The sequence below is a fragment of the Mesohalobacter halotolerans genome, assembly GCF_006120725.1.
In the GTDB taxonomy this organism is placed as follows: Bacteria; Bacteroidota; Bacteroidia; order Flavobacteriales; family Flavobacteriaceae; genus Psychroflexus; species Psychroflexus halotolerans.
On record NZ_SWMU01000006.1, the window covers coordinates 24,630 to 46,014 of the forward strand.

General features: G+C 34.3%; 19 protein-coding genes. 14 read left to right on the plus strand and 5 right to left on the minus strand.

The features are described from left to right. Positions 1-10: 10 nt before the first annotated feature. Positions 11-868 carry an MBL fold metallo-hydrolase gene (locus tag FCN74_RS11725; protein ID WP_138932799.1) on the minus strand — a complete coding sequence of 286 codons (858 nt, stop codon included), beginning with the start codon at positions 866-868 and terminating at the stop codon, positions 11-13. A gap of 94 nt (positions 869-962) precedes the next feature. Between FCN74_RS11725 and FCN74_RS11730 the strand changes: the two genes are divergently transcribed. The 6 genes from FCN74_RS11730 to FCN74_RS11755 all read left to right on the plus strand — a co-directional run bounded on the left by FCN74_RS11730 (position 963) and on the right by FCN74_RS11755 (position 8,191). After that, complete coding sequence (locus FCN74_RS11730; protein ID WP_138932839.1) at positions 963-2,858, plus strand: cation:proton antiporter; 1,896 nt, start codon at positions 963-965, stop codon at positions 2,856-2,858. A gap of 17 nt (positions 2,859-2,875) precedes the next feature. Further along, positions 2,876-3,979, plus strand: coding sequence for a DNA-processing protein DprA (dprA, locus tag FCN74_RS11735; protein WP_138932840.1), 1,104 nt, complete (start codon positions 2,876-2,878; stop codon positions 3,977-3,979). Between the two features lie 78 nt (positions 3,980-4,057). Next, positions 4,058-4,849, plus strand: coding sequence for a carboxypeptidase-like regulatory domain-containing protein (locus FCN74_RS11740; RefSeq protein ID WP_138932800.1), 792 nt, complete (start codon positions 4,058-4,060; stop codon positions 4,847-4,849). Between the two features lie 39 nt (positions 4,850-4,888). After that, the gene (locus tag FCN74_RS11745; RefSeq protein ID WP_138932801.1) at positions 4,889-5,389 is read left to right on the plus strand and encodes a DUF6702 family protein; all 501 of its coding nucleotides are present in this window, start codon (positions 4,889-4,891) and stop codon (positions 5,387-5,389) included. Positions 5,390-5,446: 57 nt separating this feature from the next. After that, positions 5,447-7,756 carry a M1 family metallopeptidase gene (locus tag FCN74_RS11750; protein ID WP_138932802.1) on the plus strand — a complete coding sequence of 770 codons (2,310 nt, stop codon included), beginning with the start codon at positions 5,447-5,449 and terminating at the stop codon, positions 7,754-7,756. A gap of 129 nt (positions 7,757-7,885) precedes the next feature. Next, complete coding sequence (locus FCN74_RS11755) at positions 7,886-8,191, plus strand: twin-arginine translocase TatA/TatE family subunit (RefSeq protein ID WP_138932803.1); 306 nt, start codon at positions 7,886-7,888, stop codon at positions 8,189-8,191. Here FCN74_RS11755 and FCN74_RS11760 read toward each other — a convergent pair. Beyond that, positions 8,188-9,096, minus strand: coding sequence for a histone deacetylase family protein (locus FCN74_RS11760; protein ID WP_138932804.1), 909 nt, complete (start codon positions 9,094-9,096; stop codon positions 8,188-8,190). The two genes, FCN74_RS11755 and FCN74_RS11760, sit on opposite strands and share 4 nt — an antisense overlap. After that, positions 9,097-10,368, minus strand: a complete 1,272-nt coding sequence (gene serS, locus FCN74_RS11765; protein ID WP_138932805.1) for a serine--tRNA ligase — start codon at positions 10,366-10,368, stop codon at positions 9,097-9,099. It abuts the gene before it with no gap. A 107-nt stretch (positions 10,369-10,475) separates the two neighbouring features. Between serS and FCN74_RS11770 the strand changes: the two genes are divergently transcribed. From FCN74_RS11770 to FCN74_RS11780, 3 genes are all read left to right on the plus strand, one after another. After that, positions 10,476-11,369, plus strand: coding sequence for a S66 peptidase family protein (locus FCN74_RS11770; protein ID WP_138932806.1), 894 nt, complete (start codon positions 10,476-10,478; stop codon positions 11,367-11,369). Positions 11,370-11,372: 3 nt separating this feature from the next. Further along, positions 11,373-11,732, plus strand: a complete 360-nt coding sequence (locus tag FCN74_RS11775) for a YraN family protein (RefSeq protein ID WP_138932807.1) — start codon at positions 11,373-11,375, stop codon at positions 11,730-11,732. 258 nt (positions 11,733-11,990) lie between these two features. Further along, entirely contained in the window at positions 11,991-15,215 is a 3,225-nt protein-coding gene (locus tag FCN74_RS11780; protein WP_138932808.1) for a TonB-dependent receptor, read from the plus strand. Positions 15,216-15,254: 39 nt separating this feature from the next. Here FCN74_RS11780 and FCN74_RS11785 read toward each other — a convergent pair whose 3' ends face one another. Further along, positions 15,255-16,004 (minus strand): lysophospholipid acyltransferase family protein, encoded by a 750-nt coding sequence (locus FCN74_RS11785; RefSeq protein ID WP_138932809.1) that lies wholly within the window; start codon positions 16,002-16,004, stop codon positions 15,255-15,257. Positions 16,005-16,075: 71 nt separating this feature from the next. On the opposite strand from FCN74_RS11785, the gene trpS reads away from it, so the two are divergent. The 4 genes from trpS to FCN74_RS11805 all read left to right on the plus strand — a co-directional run bounded on the left by trpS (position 16,076) and on the right by FCN74_RS11805 (position 20,286). After that, complete coding sequence (gene trpS / locus FCN74_RS11790) at positions 16,076-17,050, plus strand: tryptophan--tRNA ligase (RefSeq protein WP_138932810.1); 975 nt, start codon at positions 16,076-16,078, stop codon at positions 17,048-17,050. After that, positions 17,047-17,814 (plus strand): SDR family NAD(P)-dependent oxidoreductase, encoded by a 768-nt coding sequence (locus tag FCN74_RS11795; protein ID WP_138932811.1) that lies wholly within the window; start codon positions 17,047-17,049, stop codon positions 17,812-17,814. The genes trpS and FCN74_RS11795 overlap by 4 nt, the downstream gene beginning before the upstream one ends. Before the next feature lie 229 nt (positions 17,815-18,043). After that, positions 18,044-18,418 carry a DUF2237 family protein gene (locus tag FCN74_RS11800; protein ID WP_138932812.1) on the plus strand — a complete coding sequence of 125 codons (375 nt, stop codon included), beginning with the start codon at positions 18,044-18,046 and terminating at the stop codon, positions 18,416-18,418. A gap of 326 nt (positions 18,419-18,744) precedes the next feature. Further along, positions 18,745-20,286: a GH3 family domain-containing protein gene (locus tag FCN74_RS11805; RefSeq protein WP_138932813.1), complete on the plus strand. Its 1,542-nt coding sequence runs from the start codon at positions 18,745-18,747 to the stop codon at positions 20,284-20,286. Positions 20,287-20,376: 90 nt separating this feature from the next. Here the strand turns inward: FCN74_RS11805 and FCN74_RS11810 are convergent, their stop codons facing one another. After that, entirely contained in the window at positions 20,377-20,919 is a 543-nt protein-coding gene (locus FCN74_RS11810) for a hypothetical protein (RefSeq protein WP_246062628.1), read from the minus strand. Between the two features lie 235 nt (positions 20,920-21,154). Here FCN74_RS11810 and FCN74_RS11815 point away from each other — a divergent pair, with 235 nt between their 5' ends. Next, positions 21,155-21,385, plus strand: coding sequence for a FeoA family protein (locus FCN74_RS11815; RefSeq protein WP_138932815.1), 231 nt, complete (start codon positions 21,155-21,157; stop codon positions 21,383-21,385).

Below are 21,385 nucleotides of genomic sequence, written 5' to 3' on the forward strand. Positions count from 1 at the left end.
GGTTTAATGTTTAATTGAATAATTGGTTAAAAGTAAAAGTTTGATTATGTCGCACACCTTTCTCGGTGTGTTTTAGGTTTATAATTTCATTGTGTGCATCATGTTCTAAAAACAAATAATAATCTTCATCGGCAGCTTGTTGAAGAAAAGCTTTTTTTTCTTTTAAAGTTAACAATGGTCTGGTATCATATCCCATCACAAATGGGAGTGGCACATGACCTGCAGTTGGCAATAAGTCTGCAGCAAAAACTAGTGTTTTACCTTTGTATGAGATGATTGGAATCATTTGTTTGTCGGTATGTCCATCAACAAATAAAACTTCAAAATTAAGTTGTTTATAAAATTCTCTTCGCTTTTCTCGTTCTAAAAAACACAGCTGACCTGATTCCTGCATGGGAAGTAAATTTTCCTTGAGAAAAGAGGCTTTTTCTCTGTCGTTTGGGTTAATGGCCCAATCCCAATGTTCTTTATTGGTCCAAAATTTAGCGTTTTTAAAGGCAGGTTCATACCCTGTACGGTCTTTGTTCCATTGCACGCTTCCGCCACAATGGTCAAAATGTAGATGGGTCATAAAAACATCTGTAATATCATCCCGATGAAAACCATACTGCTTTAACGATTTATCTAAGCTGTGATTACCCCATCTGTAATAATAACTGAAAAATTTATCGCTTTGTTTATTACCAAGCCCAGTATCGATGAGAATCAATTTATCGCCATCTTCTATAAGTAAGCTTGTTGCCGCAATGTCTATCATATTATTACTATCGGCTGGATTTGTTCTAGACCAAAGGGATTTTGGCACTACACCAAACATAGCGCCGCCGTCTAATTTGAAATTTCCAGTTTCAATTGGATATAACTTCATACTTATTTTTAAGGGATTCGCAAGATAATAAAACTCTCTCAACTTGCTTTGATTGTAAATGAATTATGCTATTTTTATCGTTTTATTTGTATTTATGTTTGAATTAGCAGCTATCATTATATTAGGTATTATAGCACAGTGGGTTGCCTGGCGCTTTAAAATCCCTGCTATTTTGCCCCTTATCCTTATAGGTCTTATTGTAGGACCACTAGCAACACTTTACACTGATGATGGATCAAAAATTATTGAACCTGTATGGAATGGGGAAAATGGTCTTTTTCCCGGTGAAAGCCTATACTATTTTGTATCCTTGGCCATTGGTGTCATATTATTTGAAGGTGGTTTAACTTTAAAACGAGGTGAGATTTTTAATGTAAGTAACGTTATTGTTAAGCTTATTAGTATAGCTGTAATCATAACGTTTGTGGGTGCCGGTATTGCAGTACATTTTATTTTTGGTTTGTCTTGGAAAATTTCACTGCTCTTTTCAGCACTTGTTATTGTCACAGGTCCCACAGTAATTACGCCTATTCTGAGAAATATCCCGCTTAAAAGGGATGTCTCTGCCATTTTAAAATGGGAAGGTATTCTCATAGATCCTATCGGCGCTTTGTTTGCTGTATTGGTATTTGAGTTTATCAATGCAAAAGCAGGTGCTGAATATTCTTCTAAAGCTTTAATAGACTTTGGTAAAGTAATCCTCTTTGGTTTTAGTTTTGGATTTACATTTGCACGTGGTTTGATTTACGTTATCAAAAAGAAAATCATACCACACTATCTTTTAAATGTGGTGACGCTGGCCGTAGTGTTGGGTGTTTTTGTTCTCGCCGACACTTTTGCCCATGAAAGCGGATTACTAGCTGTGGTTGTTATGGGTGTGATTATGGGTAATACCGACTTACCTAACTTTAAAGATCTTTTGTATTTCAAAGAGTCTCTAAGTGTTTTATTAATTAGTATTCTTTTTATACTTCTAGCCGCCAATATTAATTATGAAGATTTACTGCTCGTTTACAATATTAAGTCGCTCTATTTATTCTTAGTCATTGTATTCTTAATACGACCTTTGGGTGTATTTTTAAGTAGTATAAACTCAAATTTAGCGCTCAACGAAAAAATGTTCATCAGTTGGGTTGGCCCACGAGGTATTGTTGCCGCTGGTATTGCTTCACTTTTTGGAATAAAATTGGCCAACAAAGGTGTTCAAGATGCAGAATATATAACGCCTCTTGTTTTCTTAATTGTTTTAGGTACTGTTTTGCTCAATGCGACAACAGCAAGGCCTTTTGCTAAATTGGTTGGTGTATTTCTAAGGAACTCAAGTGGCGTTCTAATAGTCGGATCTTCTTCATTTTCACGTATTATCGCCAAATATTTGAAGGAAAATAATCGTCATGTCGTCGTTATAGACAACAACCAAAGTAATATTGAAGAAGCCAAAAAAATGGGACTCGATGCGTTTACCGCTGATATATTTTCAGATGACTTACAAGACAATTTAGAGTTGAGTGACATTGGATATCTCATGGCTTTAACCGGCAATACTTCTATCAATAAAAGAGCCATAGAAAATTTTCAAAAAGAATTTGGCGAGAATGGAACATTTAGAGTCATATCTCCTGAAGAAATGAACGACCCTGAAAACAATCCTGATGATGGACTATTTTCTCATACAGATGATTACATAAAGCTAGTCAACCTTTCAAGACGATATCCGGAAATTCATGAGACCGAGATTAATTCTCAGCAACATTATGAAGGGTTAATCGAAATTACAAAAGCAGATCCTGATGTGATTCCAATTTTTATTAAAACTAAAGATGGTAATTTAGAGATAATTCCATCTGATAGTGATGAAATTGACGTAGAAGAGGATTGCAAGCTGGTATACATGGGTAAAGAAATTGAATCAGCAAAATCTAAAAAAATCACACAAGAAGATTCTCTTAAAGAAGAAGACCAAATTAAAGAAAGTGATACTTCAGACTAGCTAGAGGTAAGATCATGATGTCAGACAAAGAAAAAATATCTCTCTTAGCATTACATCGCTTGTCTCATATTGGTGATGCCACTGCTAAAAAACTGATCGAGATCATAGGTTCTGCAGAGGCTATATTTAAAGAAAAGAGCAGTAACCTAAGAAAGATAAACGGTCTTGGTACCAAACGTATTCAGAGTATAAAAAAAGAGGTAGATTTTGATAGTGCAGAAAAAGAGTTGGATTTTATAGAAAATAACGGTATTGAGTTCCTGTTTTTTAAAGACAAGACTTATCCTGATAAATTAAAACATTGCATCGATGGTCCATTAGTCCTATTCCAGAAAGGCAATATCGATTTACAACACAAGCGTATTATTAGTATTGTAGGAACAAGAAAAATCACCTCACATGGTATTCAATTTACCAAAGAATTAATTTCAGATTTAAGTGTATTTGATCCTGTAATAGTCTCTGGTTTTGCATATGGCACAGATATTACCGCTCAAAGAGCAGCTTTAGATCATCACCTACAGACTATTGGTTGTTTTGCACACGGCATGAACCAGATTTATCCAAAAGTTCACCAAAAATATGTTGATGGTATTTTAAAACACGGGGGATTTTTTTCAGACTTTTGTAGTGATGACAAATTTGAACGCAACAATTTTTTGAAACGCAACAGAATTATCGCCGGGTTAAGTGAAGCTACAATTGTCATTGAAAGTGCAGAAAAAGGTGGCTCGCTAGTTACAGCAGAAATGGCAAATGGCTACAATCGTGAAGTATTTGCTGTCCCTGGAAGATCCAGTGACAATATGAGTAAAGGCTGTAACAATCTCATCAAAAAACAACAAGCCATGTTACTTACAAATGCTGCAGATATCGCTTATATTCTTAATTGGGATATTGAACAAAAACCAAAACAAACACATCAAGCAGAATTATTTGTTGACCTTAATAAAGAGGAGAAAATTGTTATTGAAAGTTTAAAATCACTTCAAAAAACTGAAATCGACCCCTTATCTTTATCTTGTCAAATCCCAACCTCAAAATTATCTACTATTCTACTTAATCTAGAATTGAAAGGCCTTGTGAGACCTCTGCCTGGAAAACAATACGAATTGATATAAGCTTAATTCTGTAATATTTAAGCACTAATCTTTTAGGCTTAATGTTTTATTGTTTATTTTTAGTTTAAAATTGACTTTATGAAATATTTACTGCTAATTCTTTTGACATGCCAAATCAATTTTTTATTTAGCCAAGTTCCTGAAAGACAAATTCTTAAAGGAAAGATTAATGTGCCATCAGACGCGGAAGCTAAAAACATCAGCGTTTATAATATCAATACCAAAAAAGGAACGACAACTAATGCCTATGGCGAATTTCTGTTAAAAGTTAAAAATAAAGATCATGTTTTAATCTCTTCAGTTCAATTTCAAAATTTTGAAATTGAAATTACAGAGAACATCATGAAAGAAAGAGATATTGTAATACAAATTAAAGAAAATGTCAATCAGCTTAATGAAGTTACCGTGACCTCAAATCTGCTGAGTGGTAACTTAAATGTAGATATTAAAAAAATAGAAACTGATGAAACCAATCTAAACATAGACCAGAAAGAACTGATAAGTGGATATGATGCAGATATAACTATAGACAGCCAAATAAGAAGCAACAACGTGGCTATTGATGATGAATACTTAGATTATGGAATGGATTTTGTTAAAATATTTAAACGCTACATCAAGAAAAAACCTGTTTCTAAAAAAGATAAAGTAATTGAAAATATAGATGTCGAGATTAGAAAAATGTACGATAACGCATTTTTTAAAGAATATTTTGATATAGATGAAAATCAAATTAATGCATTTATTTTTTACGCAGATGAACATGGCTTGACATCTGAATTGCTTAAAAAAGGAAATGAAATGGATTTATTACAATTTCTTTTAGATAAATCTAAAGAATTCAACAATCCTTCTGTAAAAATGGATTGAGGTATACAGCCTATAAGCAGTAACAAAAATTAGAAATTAATGACTAAACTTTTATGTATTTGCACCATAGCGTTTGCTCAGTTTTTTAGCATTTTAAATCACGAATATTATGTAGGTTTAACCGAAGTCAAGTTTAATCCCGATAAAGAAAGACTTGAAATCATATCTCGCTTATTTTATGATGACTTTGAAAATGTCCTCAAAGCACGTTATGGCAAAGATTTAAAGCTAAGGCCGGTAAAACAATCCAAAGATATTGAGGCGTATATTAAATTGTATTTTGATAAAAAACTAAGATTCAAAACAGGTGATCAAACGCATAAATTATCTTATCTAGGCTATGAATTTGAGGATGATCGTATCCATATTTATTTTAAAATAAATCATATTAAAAATTTTAATACTCTAAATATTCAAAATCTATTACTTACTGACGTCATTGAAGATCAAAAAAATATCGTACACTGTTTTAAACTTAATCAGAAAGAAAGTGTCTTACTGACACGTGATAAATCGGAAGCAGTGTTAAAATTTAATTAGATAATTAACTCGGTTTAAATATATCTTTATTTTTAGCCAACAAAAATTTTAATAAATATGACATTAAAGCAAAGTTTAATACTACCATTAGGGCTGTTAGTTAGTTTCAACTTTTATGCCCAAGAAAAGCCTAAAAAAGAAGAAGGCCATACCAACCAAAACAAGTTTAGACAACTTTACCAAGAATTTGCAACTCCCAATCAATATCGTACAGCATCTGGTGCGCCTGGGCCAGCTTATTATCAAAACACAGCAGACTATGAAATGGATATCATACTCAATGAAGTTGATAAAGAAATTTACGGCGAAGAAACCATTACCTATACTAATAATTCTCCAAACGCATTAGAATATCTTTGGGTACAGCTCGACCAAAATGTCAGAAAAAAAGACAGTCCTTCAAAAGAAAGAAATGGAAGCGGATTTAGTCCGGTTATAAGACCAAGTTCAATCGTATCTGAATATATGGACGAGCCTTTTGATGGTGGTTTTAATATTGAAGAAGTCTCAAAAGGTGGCAATCCATTGCCTTATAGCATCAACCAAACTATGATGCGCGTTGAAATGAGTGAAAATTTAAAACCGGGAGATAGCTATACTTTTTATATTAAATGGAATTATAAAATTAACAACCGTCTAGAAGATGGTGGTCGCTCTGGTTACGAAAATTTTGAAGACGAAGATAATGCCATGTTTATCGCTGCTCAGTTTTTCCCTAGGATGGCAGTCTATAATGACGTAGAAGGCTGGCAAAATTACCAATTTTGGGGTGCAGGAGAGTTTGCATTGCCCTTTGGTGACTACGAAGTTAACATAACAGTGCCTGCTGACCATATTGTTGAAGCAACAGGAGAGCTCCAAAATCGTAAAAAAGTATACTCCAAAAAAATGATGCAGCGTTACGAAAAAGCATTAAATACTTTTGATAAACCTGTGATCATAGTTTCTGAAGAAGAAGCTATCGAAAATGAAAAAACTAAATCTAAACAAACCAAAACTTGGACTTATGAAGCCGAGATGGTTAGAGATTTTGCTTTTACATCTTCACGAAAATACATCTTGGATATGATGAATGTAAAAGTGGGCAATAAAAATGTTATGGCCGTTTCTGCATATCCAAAAGAAGGTAATCCACTCTGGGAAGAATGGTCAACTTTATCGGTAGCTCAGACCTTAGAGACTTACAGCAAACACACTTTTGACTATCCTTATCATAAAGCCGTATCTGTACACGGTAAAAGTATTGGTATGGAATATCCTATGATATGTTTTAATTTTGGGAGACCAAACAAAGACGGCAGTTACAGCGACCGTACAAAATACGGGATGATTAGTGTGATTATTCATGAGGTAGGCCACAATTATTTTCCAATGATTGTCAACAGTGACGAGCGCCAATGGGGATGGATGGATGAAGGCTTAAATTCGTTTGTTCAATTTTTAACTGAACAAGAAATGGGTGAAAAATATCCTGAACTACTCAACGAAAATAATGTATATCCATCAAGGCGAGGTTTCCCATTTAAAATAGTAGATTACATGAAAGGTTCCCAAGACTTTATAGCTCCAATTATGACCAATCCTGAGCAAGTCTATCAATTAGGAAACAATGCTTATGGTAAGCCAGCAACAGCGCTAAATATCTTAAGAGAAACCATAATGGGACCTGAAAAATTTGATTATGCATTCAAAACTTTTTCACAGCGTTGGATGTTTAAACACCCTACTCCTGAGGACTTTTTTAGAACCATGGAAGACGCATCAGCAGTAGATTTAGATTGGTTTTGGAGAGGATGGTTTTACACCACAGATTATGTAGATATCAGTGTTGAAGAAGTCAAAACCTATAAACTTACCGATAAAATCACGAAAGAAGCTAAGGAATATTTAGCTCGTTTTGGTATAACAAATCCAGAAAACAATCCACGACTTCAAGGTCTAGTTTATGTGGTTCCGGCAGACTCTGAAGAGGCTAAGGAGCTGGCGCCTTCTGAAGATAATTTAGAAAATTCACAAAACCTTAAAAGCTTTTTGATGGACAACTTCACAGCCGAAGAACGCCGTAATCTTAAGGAGTTGCCAAAGTATTTCTATGAAATCACATTTAATAAACCAGGCGGATTAGTTATGCCGGTTATTGTTGAATATACTTACGAAGATGGAAGCAAAGAAATGAAAAAATACCCGGTACAAGTTTGGAGAAAAAATGATGACAAAATTTCTAAAACTATTGGCAGTCAAAAGAAAATTACCAACATTCAATTGGATCCTAATTTAGAAACCGCAGACATTGATGTTTCTAACAATTCTTGGCCTAGAGAAGAAAATAAAAGTGAATTTGAAGAATTTGAAAAACAAAAAAACTAAATCAAATATTTAATTGAATTTATAAACATCCAAAACCCCAAAGTTTTGGATGTTTTTTATTTAGCATAAAACCGTCAAGCTGAATATTTTTAACAGCTAAAGCATTTTAATTTTATATATCTTTGTAATATGTTTTGGACTCTTTATTTTATCAGTGGTGGAGAAATTGCAATAGTTATTGTAGTTGTGCTTTTGGTGTTTGGAGCAGACAAAGTGCCCGAAATAGCTAGGACTGTAGGTAAAACAGTAAAATCTATTCGAGAAGCTACAGACGATATCAAATACGAAATCACAAAAGAAACGCACAATATTGAAAAAACTGGTGTTGACCTTAAAAAAGAAGTCAAAGAACAAACCAAATCTATTGAAAAAGAAAGTCAATCTTTTAAAGAAGAAGTCGAAGAACAGATTGGACCAATTAAAAGAAAATTTTAGAAGAAAATATCCTGAGCGAGTCTAAAGGTATTGGCGTGAGCTTCAATAATAATTTTAATATCTTTAGAATATCCGCCACCCATACTGACCTCAAGAGGTATTCCTTTTTCAAAACAAGTCTCTAAAACATAGCGGTCTCTTTCTTTGCAACCTCTTACAGAACAACCCAATTTCCCCAGCTTATCCGTTTTAACAATATCAACACCACTTAGAAAAAAGACAAAGTCCGGCTTAACTTTATCGATTAATTGAGGTAAATGTAGCTGCAACGTCTCTAAATATTGCCTGTCTGATGTATGATCGTCTAAAGCGATGTCTAGGTCTGAAGCCTCTTTTTGAAAAGGATAATTGTTCTTGCCGTGCATTGAAAATGTAAAAACCCGATTATCACCATCAAAAATTTCTGCCGTTCCGTTGCCTTGATGAACATCCAAATCGACAATCAGAATTGAATTTGCCAATTTATTTTTAAGCAAATAATGGGCACCGATGGCTTGATCGTTTAACATACAAAAGGCTTCTCCTCTATTTCTATAGGCATGATGAGTTCCTCCGGCAATATTCATAGCAATTCCGTTTTGCAAAGCAAAATCACAGGCCAAAATTGTGCCATTGGTAATTATGCGCTCGCGTTTGACTAATTCAGGTGATAAAGGGAAACCTATTTTTCTCGCTTTACGCCTTTCGATTTGGCAAGCGTACAATTGCTCAACATAAAGTTTGTCATGGGCTAATAAAATATAATCCTCGTTTTCAGGATTGATAATAGGCTTAAAAAAATTTTCGCCTTCACATGTTCCTTCATATAAAAGTTGCTTTGGTAACAAATCGTATTTTTCCATGGGAAAACGATGGCCTTCAGGAAGCGGGTGTTTATAGATATTGTCAAACGCTATTTTAAGCATTTAATCAATAATTTCAAATCCAGTATACGGTACTAATACCTCTGGTATTTTTATGCCTTGAGATGTTTGGTTATTTTCCAAAATACTTGCAATAACTCTAGGTAGAGCAAGTGCGCTCCCATTCAAGGTGTGAATTAATTGCTTTTTATTGTTTTTATCTTTATATCGTATTTTTAATCGATTAGCTTGAAACGCTTCAAAATTTGACACTGATGAAATCTCCAGCCAACGTTGCTGTGCTGTTGAATAAGCTTCGAAATCGAAAGTTAAAGCTGATGTAAAACCTAAATCACCTCCACACAATCTTAAAATGCGATAGGGTAATTTTAGTTCTTGAAGAATGTGCTTAACATGCTCTACCATTTCATCCAATGCCTGATAAGAATTTTCAGGTTTTACAAAATTTACAATTTCTACTTTGTCAAATTGATGCAAGCGATTAAGCCCTCTTACATGAGAACCATAGCTACCAGCTTCTCTTCTAAAGCATGGCGTGTATCCGGTAAGTTGTATCGGTAAATCCTGTTCACTTAACATATCATTGCGAAAAATATTAGTGATTGGAACTTCAGCTGTAGGAATCAAATACAAGTCGTCTTCACCTATGTGATACATTTGACCTTCTTTATCTGGTAATTGCCCTGTGCCAATTCCTGAAGCTTCATTCACTACTAGAGGCACTTGTACTTCTTGATATCCTGCTGCTGTATTTTTGTCTAAAAAGTACTGAATTAAAGCCCGTTGTAGTTTAGCACCTTTACCTTTATAAACAGGAAATCCGGCACCCGTAATTTTATTACCCAATTCAAAGTCGATAATGTCATATTTTTTAGCAAGTTCCCAATGAGGCAATGCTTTTTCATCAAGTTCTGTGATATCGCCTTCTGCATATATTTCTTCATTATCCTCTTCAGTTTGTCCAGTTGGAACAGATTCATGAGGAATATTGGGGATTTGATACAATAGCCCTTTCAATTCTTGCTGAAGACTGTCATGTTTTTCAGAAAGTAATTTACTTTTTTGTTTCAATTCACCAGTTTCAGCTTTCAATGTATTGGCTTCTTCAGTTTGACCACTTTTAAAAAGCATACCTATTTGCTTTGAAATACTATTAGATTTGGCTAAAACCTCATCGAGTTCGGTTTGTGTCAACCGTCGTTTTTCATCAAGATCCAAAATTTGATCAAAATATGATTTAGCTTCAAAATTTCTTTTTTTCAAAGCTTTTTCAAATGCTGCAGAGTGCATTTTAATATCCTTTACTTTTAACATGCCAAAATTTTAAGGTGAAATTAAAAAGGCAAATTTAGTAAAAGCATTGATTAATGTTTAAATTTACTTTATAGTTTTTACAACCCATTTCTTTAGCAAAACTCAGTATGATTGAGCCAAACTTTTTAAAACCTCAAGACAAAGTTGCTATAATTTGTACGGCAAGAGCTGTTGATAAAAAAGAGTTAAAATCTGCTCTAAATATGCTTAAGTCTTGGCAGCTTGAACCTGTGATAGGAAAAACAATTGGTTTAAAATATCACCAATTTGGAGGCACAGATCATGAAAGAGCAGCCGACTTACAACATCAAATTAACAACCCAGAAATCAAAGCCATTTGGTGTGCTAAAGGCGGTTATGGCACTGCCAGAATGATTGACCAAATAGATTTCTCACCATTGCTTAAAAACCCCAAATGGATTATCGGGTATTCTGATGTTACAGCCTTACATTTAAAACTTCAAGGCTTAGGTATATGTAGTCTTCACGCACAAATGCCGGTAGACATTCAAAACAAATCTGAAACAACTCGAGAAAGCTTAATACAAAGTTTAATGAGTAAACCCTTTAACATTGAGTATATCTCTCCGTTCAATTCACAGGCTGGCCATGCTAGTGGTCAACTCATTGGTGGAAACTTGTCGGTATTATATTCGGTTTTGGGTTCTGAGCCTTTACCGAGCTTTCGTGATAAAATTTTATTTCTTGAAGATTTAGATGAATACTTATATCACATCGATCGTATGATATTGAGTTTAAAACGCCAAGAAATTTTAAAACACATCAAAGGACTTATTGTTGGGGGAATGAATGCTATGAACGACAATACGATTCCATTTGGTCAAAATGCTTATGAAATCATAAATCATTATACAAAAAACCTTAATATCCCAATAGCCTATGATTGTCCTGTAGGCCACGGATGTGAAAATTATGCATTAACTTTAGGTGCAACTGTTGATTTAAAAGTCGAAAACAATCAAGTATCCATTAAATATTAAATTATGGCAGAGCACAATGAACTTGGCAAAAGTGGTGAAAGCTTAGCTTTAAAATTATTAAAAGACAAAGGCTATGAGATTTTAGCCAAAAACTATCGTTTTCAAAAAGCCGAAGTTGATATTATTGCTCTAAAAAACCAAACATTAGTAGCTGTAGAGGTTAAAACCAGAAGCACACCAGAATTTGGTAATCCCCATGAATTTGTTAAACCTGCTCAAATGAAACGTCTCGTTGAAGCTGTAGACCATTTTATTGATGAAAGAAAATTTGATTACGAGGTCAGATTTGATATTATCGGTATTATTAAAAATAAACTTGGTACCAAAATAGAACACCTCGAGGATGCATTTTTTCATTTCTAATTAGCAAAACTTACTCATAAATCACTTTTTTAACATACTAAATTAACTTAACGTAAAAGTTATGGACCAAGTTAACAGTAACTTAAAATGTTATCTGCTTTTAATGAGACACTTAATAAATTTGAATTGAAGTGATAACATTTGTTTAATTTATTCTCTCCATTTTAGTAGGGTTTTTCTAACCTTTTAATAATTATGAGGTAATTTTTTTCACCCTTTTTTAGTCTTTTTTTGTGATGAATATTAAAATATTAAATCATGAAAAAATTATTACTCGGATTTATTTTACTCTGCGGAGTAAATGCATTTGCGCAAGGGGTAACTACCTCTTCTATTAATGGTCAAATCACAGACCAAAACGAAGAAGCACTGCCTGGTGCCAATATTATTGCAATACATCAACCTACAGGAACAAAATACGGGGTGATTTCTGACTTTGATGGATTCTACCGAATCCCAAACATGCGTGTTGGTGGACCTTATAAAATAGAAATTACCTATGTAGGCTTCAAACCAAAAACTTTTCAAAACGTATTCTTAAGATTAGGAGACTCCGAACAGTTCAGTGTTCAACTTCAAGAAGAAGCGAGTCAATTGGAAGAAGTTACAATTACCGCTCGTAAAAACGACATCTTTGATTCTGGACAAACCGGCTCAAACACCAATATCTCCAATCGTGAAGTTTTGACTTTACCTTCAGCAACGCGATCACTTGGTGATTTTATTAGGCAAACACCTGAAGCCCAAGTAGGTGAAAATGGTAGTATTGCTCTCGGTGGTCAAAATAACCGTTACAATGCAATTTACATTGATGGTGCAGTTCAAAACGATGTCTTTGGTTTAGCCGCTTCAGGAACAAATGGTGGTCAAACTGGTGTTAACCCCATTTCTATAGACGCCATTGAGTCCTTTCAAGTTAACCTCGCACCATTTGATGTTAAACAATCTGGTTTTGCCGGCGGCTCAATAAACGCTATTACACGTTCAGGAACCAACAATTTTGAAGGCTCTGCTTATTACTATCTTAGAAATGAAGACTTGGCTGGTAAAACCCCAACAGCAATTAAAGAAGACGATAGAGAAAGACTAAATGAATTTTCTGCAGAACTTGTTGGTCTTCGTGTTGGTGGACCGATTATAGAAAACAAATTGTTCTTTTTTGTTAATTACGAGAGACAAGATGATGAAACCCCGCAGCCTTTCAACTTCGAACGGTATCAAGGTGATGCAAACAGACAAGACGTCGTTAATTTAAGACAGGGTATTATTGATGCTTTTGGATATGACCCTGGTGTGTTTGAAGGTGCACCACTTACCCTAACAAGCGATAAATTTATTGCGCGTGTTGACTGGAATATCGATGATAAGAATACTATAGTTTTCAAAAACTCTTATGTAGAGGCTGAAGAAACCGAGACCCGTTTAAGTGGTGATCGTTCTATAGATTTTGTTAATGGGAGTGAATTTTTCCCAACACGTACAAATTCAACCACTCTTGAGTGGAGCACAACCAATGGCAGTAATATGTCAAATAACTTAGTTTTAGCCTATACTGATGTGCTCGATGATAGAGGTTTTGTAGGCGACGCCTTTCCATTTGTTGAAATACAAGATGGTATTGGAGAAATTAGTTTGGGATCTGAACAATTTTCTACAGCTAATTTACTAGAGCAAAAGTTATTTTCTATTACAAACAATTTTGAATACTACAAAGGACGACACAAAATTACTCTCGGTGGCACATTTGACTATTTTGATGTTAAAAACGTTTTCTTTGCACAAAACTTTGGGTCTTACACCTTTTCATCTTTAGATGATTTTAATACCTATTTAGACGACAATGCAAGCAACAATGCCCCAGTAGACCGTTTTTCTAGAAGTTATTCTTTATTTGGTGGGGTTGGCGATGATTCTGCAGGTGCTGCCGTATTTGAGTACCAACAACTTGGGCTATATATCCAAGATGATGTAGATATGGCTGACAATTTTAAACTTTCTTTGGGGCTACGTTTTGATATCCCGTTTTTCTCAGATGGCACTGTCAATGAGGACTTTAATACAAGATCTGTTGCTCTACTGGAAGCCAACGGAAAAGATCTAGAAGGTGCTCGAGTAGGTCAAGCTATCGAAAGTAAATTACATTTTTCCCCAAGATTAGGTTTCAACTGGGATGTATTTGATGACAAAACCACACAAGTCAGAGGTGGTATAGGGATTTTCACCTCTCGTATCCCACTTGTTTGGCCAGGTGGTGCTTATAATAATAATGGTGTTTCACAAGGATTTGTTGCTGATTTTACGCTACCTCAAGATGATGTCTTTTTTAATGCAGATCCATTTAATCAACCTGTTCAACCAGGAGCTGAACCTGGTTCTGGAGCAAATGGTGGAAATATAGATTTATTTGCACCTGACTTTAAACTCCCTCAAGTTGCTAAATTTAACATTGCAGTTGACCAGAAATTACCAATTTGGGATTTAGTGGCTTCTGGAGAATTTTTGTATACCAATACCATTAATAATGTCTTCTATCAAAACCTAAATATTAAAGGTCCTGTAGGCAGATTGAACGGTGCAGACAATCGCCCTTTTTACGACAGAAATGATGTCATTGATGACACCTATGGACGTATTATCTTAGCGACAAATACAGATAAAGGTTATACTTATAATGCAACCTTTAAGTTGACTAAACAGTTTGATAACGGTTTCTATGGACAAGTTGCTTATACTTATGGTGAGGCAAAAAATATTTTTGAAGGAACCTCATCTCAGAACTCATCTCAATGGAGAAACTTAAGGACGGTAAATGGAAAAAATGCCAATCCTGGTGTTGCACGATCTCAATTTTCTCTTGGATCAAGGCTTACTGCAAATGCAGCTTATGAGTTTTCTTATGGTAAAAATGATATGTTTAAAACTACTATATCATTGTTTTACAATGGTTTAGAAGGGCAGCCTTTTAGTTATATTTACAATGAAGGACGGGACTTGCTAAATGACGATTCTCGTGATAATGCCCTAATCTACATTCCAAGAGATGCTTCTGAAATCGAGTTTGTTGGTTCGCCTCAAGAACAACAACAACAATGGAATCAACTCAATACATTCATCAACAACAATTCATATTTAAATGATAGAAGAGGCCAATATGCAGAACGTAATGGCGATCGTGGGCCTTGGAGTCATATTATTGACCTCAAATTACTACAAGATTTCAACTTACAAGTTGGTAAAAAAATTCATACACTTCAATTTTCTTTTGACATTTTTAATTTTACTAATCTGCTCAATAAAGATTGGGGAAGACGTAAATTTGTGAGAAGCGAAGTTGGTTTATTGACCACAGAAGAAGGTGGACCAAATCCTAAGTTTTCTTTCGATAATCGCTTTAATGAAAGTGGTATTGTAGAATTTGATGATTCTGGTATCCTTTCGTCTAGATGGCAAATGCAAGTTGGATTAAGATATATTTTTAAATAGATGAATTAGCCAATCTATCATAAAATGCTTTAAACCCTGTCAATTTTGACGGGGTTTTTTGTTTTGCAGTTCTCTCAAAATAGTCTGCCTAACATTTTTATTAAGCGATCTTTTGTCTTGGAGAGAAAGCCCTTTGGTTTCAATAAAATTTAAAACTTTAGCTCTCAAAATACCGGGTTTTCCACTAAAAAAATCATAGGAAAATCTTTTTTTATTATCGTAAAAAATCATGGGCACAATGGGAATTTGGTGGTTAATTGCCAAGCGAAACGCGCCGTCTTTAAACGTATCTAAAACTATTGATATATCATCAGGCACACCACCTTCTGGAAAAATACAAACACTCAAGCCTTTGTTTAAACGCTCTTGAGCTTGATAAAACACCGCATGACGGCTTTTGCTGTTTTGTCTATCGACTAGAATACAAGTGCGTTTGTAAAAGAACCCAAACAAAGGGTATTTGGCCAACTCTTTTTTACCGACAAATACAAAGGGATTTTTGGAGATATAATACATCAACATAATGTCTATCATACTAGTGTGATTGGACACCAGAAGGTAGCTCTTCCCTTTTTTCATTTTTTCTAAAAATTGAACTTTGGGGATAAATCCCATGCCATACAAATTGATAGTTGCCCATACTTTAGCCACTTTAAAAAAGAAGCCGTACCAACTTTCGCGCAAGGTTGAAATTAACAGAAAGGGAAAGAGAAGTATGATGCTAAAAAACATTAACACATAAAACCAAATACGCCAGAACAGTCTGAATATGTTGAGTATAATTTTCATCAAGTCCAAAATTACATAAAAGCTTAGATACAGATAAACAAAAGATTTATCTTTGAAAAAAATTGATTTTTATGTCACGTATTTTAACTGGAATACAAAGCACAGGCACACCACATCTCGGAAACCTTCTCGGGGCAATCTTACCAGCCATAGAGATGGCCAACAACCCTAATAACGATTCTTTTCTGTTTATAGCCGATTTACATTCGCTTACACAAATCAAAGATGCTGAGGTTTTAAAAAACAATACTTTACAAACTGCAGCAGCCTGGTTAGCTTTTGGGCTAGATCCAGAAAAAACAGTGTTTTACAGGCAAAGTCAAGTGCCGCAAGTTACAGAATTGGCTTGGTATCTCAACTGTTTTTTTCCATACCAACGCTTAACTCTAGCCCATTCGTTTAAAGACAAATCAGACCGACTTGAAGATGTCAATTCGGGATTATTCACCTATCCCATGTTGATGGCTGCTGATATTTTATTGTATGATGCCGAAATTGTACCTGTAGGTAAAGACCAACTACAGCATCTTGAAATGACCAGAGACGTTGCACAGCGTTTTCATGCTAAAATGGGAGAAACATTTGTATTGCCTCAACCCAAAATTCAAGATGAAACGCAACTCATTATTGGAATTGATGGCGAAAAAATGAGTAAGTCCAAGCAAAATATCATCAATATTTTTGATAGTGACAAAAAGCTGCGTAAAACTATTATGAGTATTAAAACGGACAGCACGCCATTAGAAGAACCAAAAGATCCTGATACTTGTATTGTGTTTAATTTATATCAATGCATCGCTAATCAAGATAAAATCAATGAAATGAGGCAAAATTACCTCAATGGTGGGTTTGGTTATGGTCATGCTAAGACAGCATTATTTGAAGAAATTAAACTCAAGTTTAAAAATGAGAGAGAAACTTTTCAAGATTTGATTCAAAATCCAGAGAAAATTGAAAAAACTTTACAGGAAGGTGAAGCTAAGGCTAAAGTTGTAGCAAATGATGTTTTAGATCGCGTAAGAGAAAAATTAGGCTATCAATCATGAGAAAAACAGCACTCATCACAGGCGCTTCATCGGGAATAGGTAAAGAATTTACCAAACAATTAGCCCATCAAGACTATAACATGGTCATTGTAGCACGACGTGAAAATCTCCTTAAAGCTTTGGCTCGTGAAATAACTGAAGTCAAAGTCAATATCTTTGCCATTGACCTGACTACAGACAACGCTATAGAAGATTTATTAAAATACTTATCTGAAGAACAAATCCAAATCGATGTGTTAATCAATAATGCAGGTTTTGGCGATTACAAGCGTTTTGATCAAGCGGATATCGGCAAACTGCAAAACATGATTGACTTAAATATCAAAGCCTTAACCGATTTAACCTATTACATCGGTAGACAAATGCTGAGGCGACAAACAGGTTATATTCTCAATGTGGCCTCTACGGCAGCTTTCCAACCAGGCCCTATGATGAGTGTATATTTTGCAACTAAGCATTATGTTTTGGCATTTTCTGAAGCGATTGCTCATGAGTGGAAAAATGAGGGTGTGATTGTCACTGCTTTATGTCCTGGAGCAACACAATCAGAATTTTTTGATCATGCTGATATGAAGGATTCTAATTTGGTTAAGCAAATCAAACTTCCAAGTTCTGCAGCTGTAGCCCGTTTTGGTTTAAAGCAACTTTTTAAGGGCAAAACTGTGGCCATTCACGGGTTTTTAAATAAGTTCTTAGTTTTTATTGGCCGTTTTACACCTCGAAATATTTTAACCAAAATAACGGCTAAGGCTTTGGAAAAATAGCTGCTGAGTTTCACGAATCGCTGAAGCTCTAGATATCTTTGATATAAGGATCTTAATCGGCTATTATTCTAAAAATTCTTAAGTAAGTATGTAGATAGGTTATAATCTATTAAGTGGCCTTAGCGTCTTAGCGTGAAATAATCATTATTTATTTAAGATTATAAAATTATGTGGTAATTCATTTATAAGTTTATAGGATTATTTGTTTATTAGTTTTAAATTAAATAAAATGATAAAAAATGTTCTTGGCACTGAACTTCAGTCCTGCTCACTCGACCCAATGACTGGGGCTAAACGTGATGGATTTTGTTCATATGATAAACGCGATCCAGGATTGCATATCGTTGCAGCACAAATGACCGATGAATTTCTCGCCTACAACAAAGCCCGAGGCAACGATTTAATTACGCCTAAACCGCAATGGCAGTTTCCTGGCCTTAAGTCTGGGGATTGGTGGTGTATTTGTATGGGCGTTTGGCTGAAAAGTAAAGCAGCAGGTTTCCCTGTTTATCTTAATCTAGAAGCTTGTCATGAAAAGGTATTAGATTATGTGAGTTTAGAAGAATTACAACAATGGGATTACAGAAAACTAAGTATTAAATAGTTTTACTAATAATGAAGCTAAAGTTAAAAAAACCATTATCACTATTGGCAGGCATGTTGGCAATATTAAGTGTTGTTACTTACATTATAGAAAACAAGTTTACATTCCTGGTATTAGCTTTAAATACGATAGCTATGATTTTATTTATTATTGATAATAGAAGAATTAATAAAAAGTGATACATAAAAGATTTCAAGCTATAAACCTCCTATGGCTTATCGAACTTTGCAATACCATAAATGTAAAAGTTAATTTTTTCAAAGCTTAACTGCATAACTAAATCTATTTACTTATACTAATTTATAAAGATTTTAAAGTAAAAAGATATGGCCATCATTGGAGAAGTGATTAAAGGTGCAATTAAAATTGCAGGCTCACTTATAGAGGAAAAAGACCACGTAAAAGCACAACAAAAAACATTAATAAAACTTTTAAAGACAGCACAATCTACAGATTTTGGAAAATATTACAAATTTTCAGAAATTTTAAATCAAAATAATATTCATAAATCCTTTATCAATAAAATACCGTACTTTGATTACGATAAAATCAATAAAGAATGGTGGTCAAAAATGCACGAAGGCAAAACCAATGTAACTTGGCCTGGTGAATCAAAGTATTTTGCCTTAAGTTCAGGCACAACGGGGAAAGAAAGTAAACGTATTCCAATCTCAAAAGCTATGCTTGATGCCATTACAAAAGCGGGGTTAAAGCAAGTTTTGTCGCTTAAAAATTTTGATCTTTCGGCTGATTTTTTTCAAAAAGATATTTTGATGCTTGGGAGTTCAACAAATTTAAATCAGCGAAATGATAACAAATTAGAAGGTGAGATTTCTGGAATCACCGCTGCTAACATTCCATTTTGGTTTCAATCTTATTACAAACCTGGTGAGGAAATATCCAAAATAGACGATTGGGACAAACGAGTTGAGCATATTGTAAAACATGCCAAAACCTGGGATGTTGGTGCACTGAGTGGTATTCCATCTTGGATTGAGCTCATGTTGGAAGAAATCATCGAGTATTATAATTTAAATCATATTCATGAGATTTGGCCAAATCTCCAAGTTTATACCTCAGGTGGTGTCGCCTTTGGTCCTTACGAAAAAAGCTTTGAAGCCTTGACCGGCAAAACTGTTCAAGTCATTGATACCTATTTGGCCTCAGAGGGTTACATTGCCACACAAGTAAGACCTGAAACGCATGCTATGCAACTTAATACAGATAATGGTATTTACTTTGAGTTTGTTCCGTTTCAAACTGAATATATCGATGAAAACGGCGCTTTAAAACCCAACGCACCATCGTTTAATCTTGATGAAGTCGAAAAAGGTAATGATTATGTCTTGGTTATGAGTACTGTTGCTGGCGCTTGGCGATACATGATTGGAGATACTATACAATTTACTGATATTGAAAGAGCAGAAATCAAAATTACAGGTAGAACCAAATTTTTCCTCAATACAGTAGGCTCACAATTATCGGTCAATAAAATGGATGACGCCATGCGTGAACTTGAGCAACAATTTAATACTGAAATCAGAGAATATACCATTGCCGCTGTCAAAGATGAACATGGTGATTTTTACCATCATTGGTATTTGGGCACTATGCTTAATCGTAAACCTATCGAGGTTGCTCAAGCATTAGATGACTCTCTAAAAAATGCCAATAAAAATTATAAAGTAGCCAGGACTAAAGCCTTAAAAGGCGTAAAAGTTGATATGATAAATCCTGAATTATTTTACGACTGGAATGCCCATCAAAAAAAGAAAGGCGGTCAAGTCAAAATGGAACGTGTTATGGGTGAGGAGAAATTCAGGGAATGGCGAGAATTTGTAAGTTCTAAACGACCTAAATATTCATAAGATCATTGAATTATTTTTTATCGAGTATCCGAATAACTGACTGCAAAAATTAGTTAACTAACGCTGTGTTATCTGTCGTGAAATTTAATTTTATTGAGTCACCATCTCCATAATTTCCTCAGGAGATAGATAATATTTTTTCATTCTGTTTTTATAGCTTTCAGAAATATCAGCGTGTTCCAAAATGAAATTTTTAGTTTTAATAATATAGTCTTGCATGCCTTGTTTTATCGCAAAAGTGTCAGCTTGTCGCTCAGCATTTACAATGGCAGTATTAGAAATCAAATAGCTCAAACCAAAGCGTATAAGTTTAAAGTTACTCATCTGTTCATAATCCATAATATGGCCTAATTCATGCCCAAACCAACCTACTAAAACATCTTTGGGGAGTTTTTCAATTGGTTTATCGATAGTACCTAAATTGAAATGAGTTTTTATAAAAATGATGTATTCTCTCTTATGGCGAGGACTTAATATTTTACTAAAACGCGGTTGAGCCTGCATCGTTGATCGCTTAATGTTTGTCTTAAATTTAAATTCAATGGGGACATTTCTTAAAGTTGGAAAATAAGTTAAGGCTTTTAGAATCTCATTTTTTAAAGAATTGGGAAAAACTTTATTAGTATGACTCACTATGTATGGTTTTAGTAATTATAATAACAAATGCCGGATAGATAATTCTGTATTTAGCATAATTTTAAATGCTTACATAAAAAACACATTTGATTTAATGCCCGTCAGGTTAATGAAAAATTAGGACTGATTAAACTCAGTTTTGGCGTTAACAATAAATTAAAGTCAATAAGTATAAAGTCCACCTCAAATAGATTTTTTAGATTTGCATTGTTTCAACTTAATCTAAATAAAGATGATGAGCATTGCCGATTTAAAAAGCGGTCAAAAAGCCACAATTACTGATATATCTTCAGAATCTATCCCTTTAAAACTACTTGAAATGGGCTGTTTGCCTGGTAATGCAGTTGAAGTGATTAAAATTGCTAAAATCAAAGATCCTTTATATCTCAACATCAATGATACATTTTTAGCCATTAGGTTAGAAACCGCAAAAGATATTTTGGTAAAACTCATAGACCAATAA

Bases quoted from the DNA above. Each gene is read 5' to 3' on its own strand.
- FCN74_RS11725 (WP_138932799.1), bottom strand. From the start codon at position 868: ATGAAGTTATATCCAATTGAAACTGGAAATTTCAAATTAGACGGCGGC.
- FCN74_RS11730 (WP_138932839.1), top strand. From the start codon at position 963: ATGTTTGAATTAGCAGCTATCATTATATTAGGTATTATAGCACAGTGG.
- dprA (WP_138932840.1), top strand. From the start codon at position 2,876: ATGTCAGACAAAGAAAAAATATCTCTCTTAGCATTACATCGCTTGTCT.
- FCN74_RS11740 (WP_138932800.1), top strand. From the start codon at position 4,058: ATGAAATATTTACTGCTAATTCTTTTGACATGCCAAATCAATTTTTTA.
- FCN74_RS11745 (WP_138932801.1), top strand. From the start codon at position 4,889: ATGACTAAACTTTTATGTATTTGCACCATAGCGTTTGCTCAGTTTTTT.
- FCN74_RS11750 (WP_138932802.1), top strand. From the start codon at position 5,447: ATGACATTAAAGCAAAGTTTAATACTACCATTAGGGCTGTTAGTTAGT.
- FCN74_RS11755 (WP_138932803.1), top strand. From the start codon at position 7,886: ATGTTTTGGACTCTTTATTTTATCAGTGGTGGAGAAATTGCAATAGTT.
- FCN74_RS11760 (WP_138932804.1), bottom strand. From the start codon at position 9,096: ATGCTTAAAATAGCGTTTGACAATATCTATAAACACCCGCTTCCTGAA.
- serS (WP_138932805.1), bottom strand. From the start codon at position 10,368: ATGTTAAAAGTAAAGGATATTAAAATGCACTCTGCAGCATTTGAAAAA.
- FCN74_RS11770 (WP_138932806.1), top strand. From the start codon at position 10,476: ATGATTGAGCCAAACTTTTTAAAACCTCAAGACAAAGTTGCTATAATT.
- FCN74_RS11775 (WP_138932807.1), top strand. From the start codon at position 11,373: ATGGCAGAGCACAATGAACTTGGCAAAAGTGGTGAAAGCTTAGCTTTA.
- FCN74_RS11780 (WP_138932808.1), top strand. From the start codon at position 11,991: ATGAAAAAATTATTACTCGGATTTATTTTACTCTGCGGAGTAAATGCA.
- FCN74_RS11785 (WP_138932809.1), bottom strand. From the start codon at position 16,004: ATGAAAATTATACTCAACATATTCAGACTGTTCTGGCGTATTTGGTTT.
- trpS (WP_138932810.1), top strand. From the start codon at position 16,076: ATGTCACGTATTTTAACTGGAATACAAAGCACAGGCACACCACATCTC.
- FCN74_RS11795 (WP_138932811.1), top strand. From the start codon at position 17,047: ATGAGAAAAACAGCACTCATCACAGGCGCTTCATCGGGAATAGGTAAA.
- FCN74_RS11800 (WP_138932812.1), top strand. From the start codon at position 18,044: ATGATAAAAAATGTTCTTGGCACTGAACTTCAGTCCTGCTCACTCGAC.
- FCN74_RS11805 (WP_138932813.1), top strand. From the start codon at position 18,745: ATGGCCATCATTGGAGAAGTGATTAAAGGTGCAATTAAAATTGCAGGC.
- FCN74_RS11815 (WP_138932815.1), top strand. From the start codon at position 21,155: ATGATGAGCATTGCCGATTTAAAAAGCGGTCAAAAAGCCACAATTACT.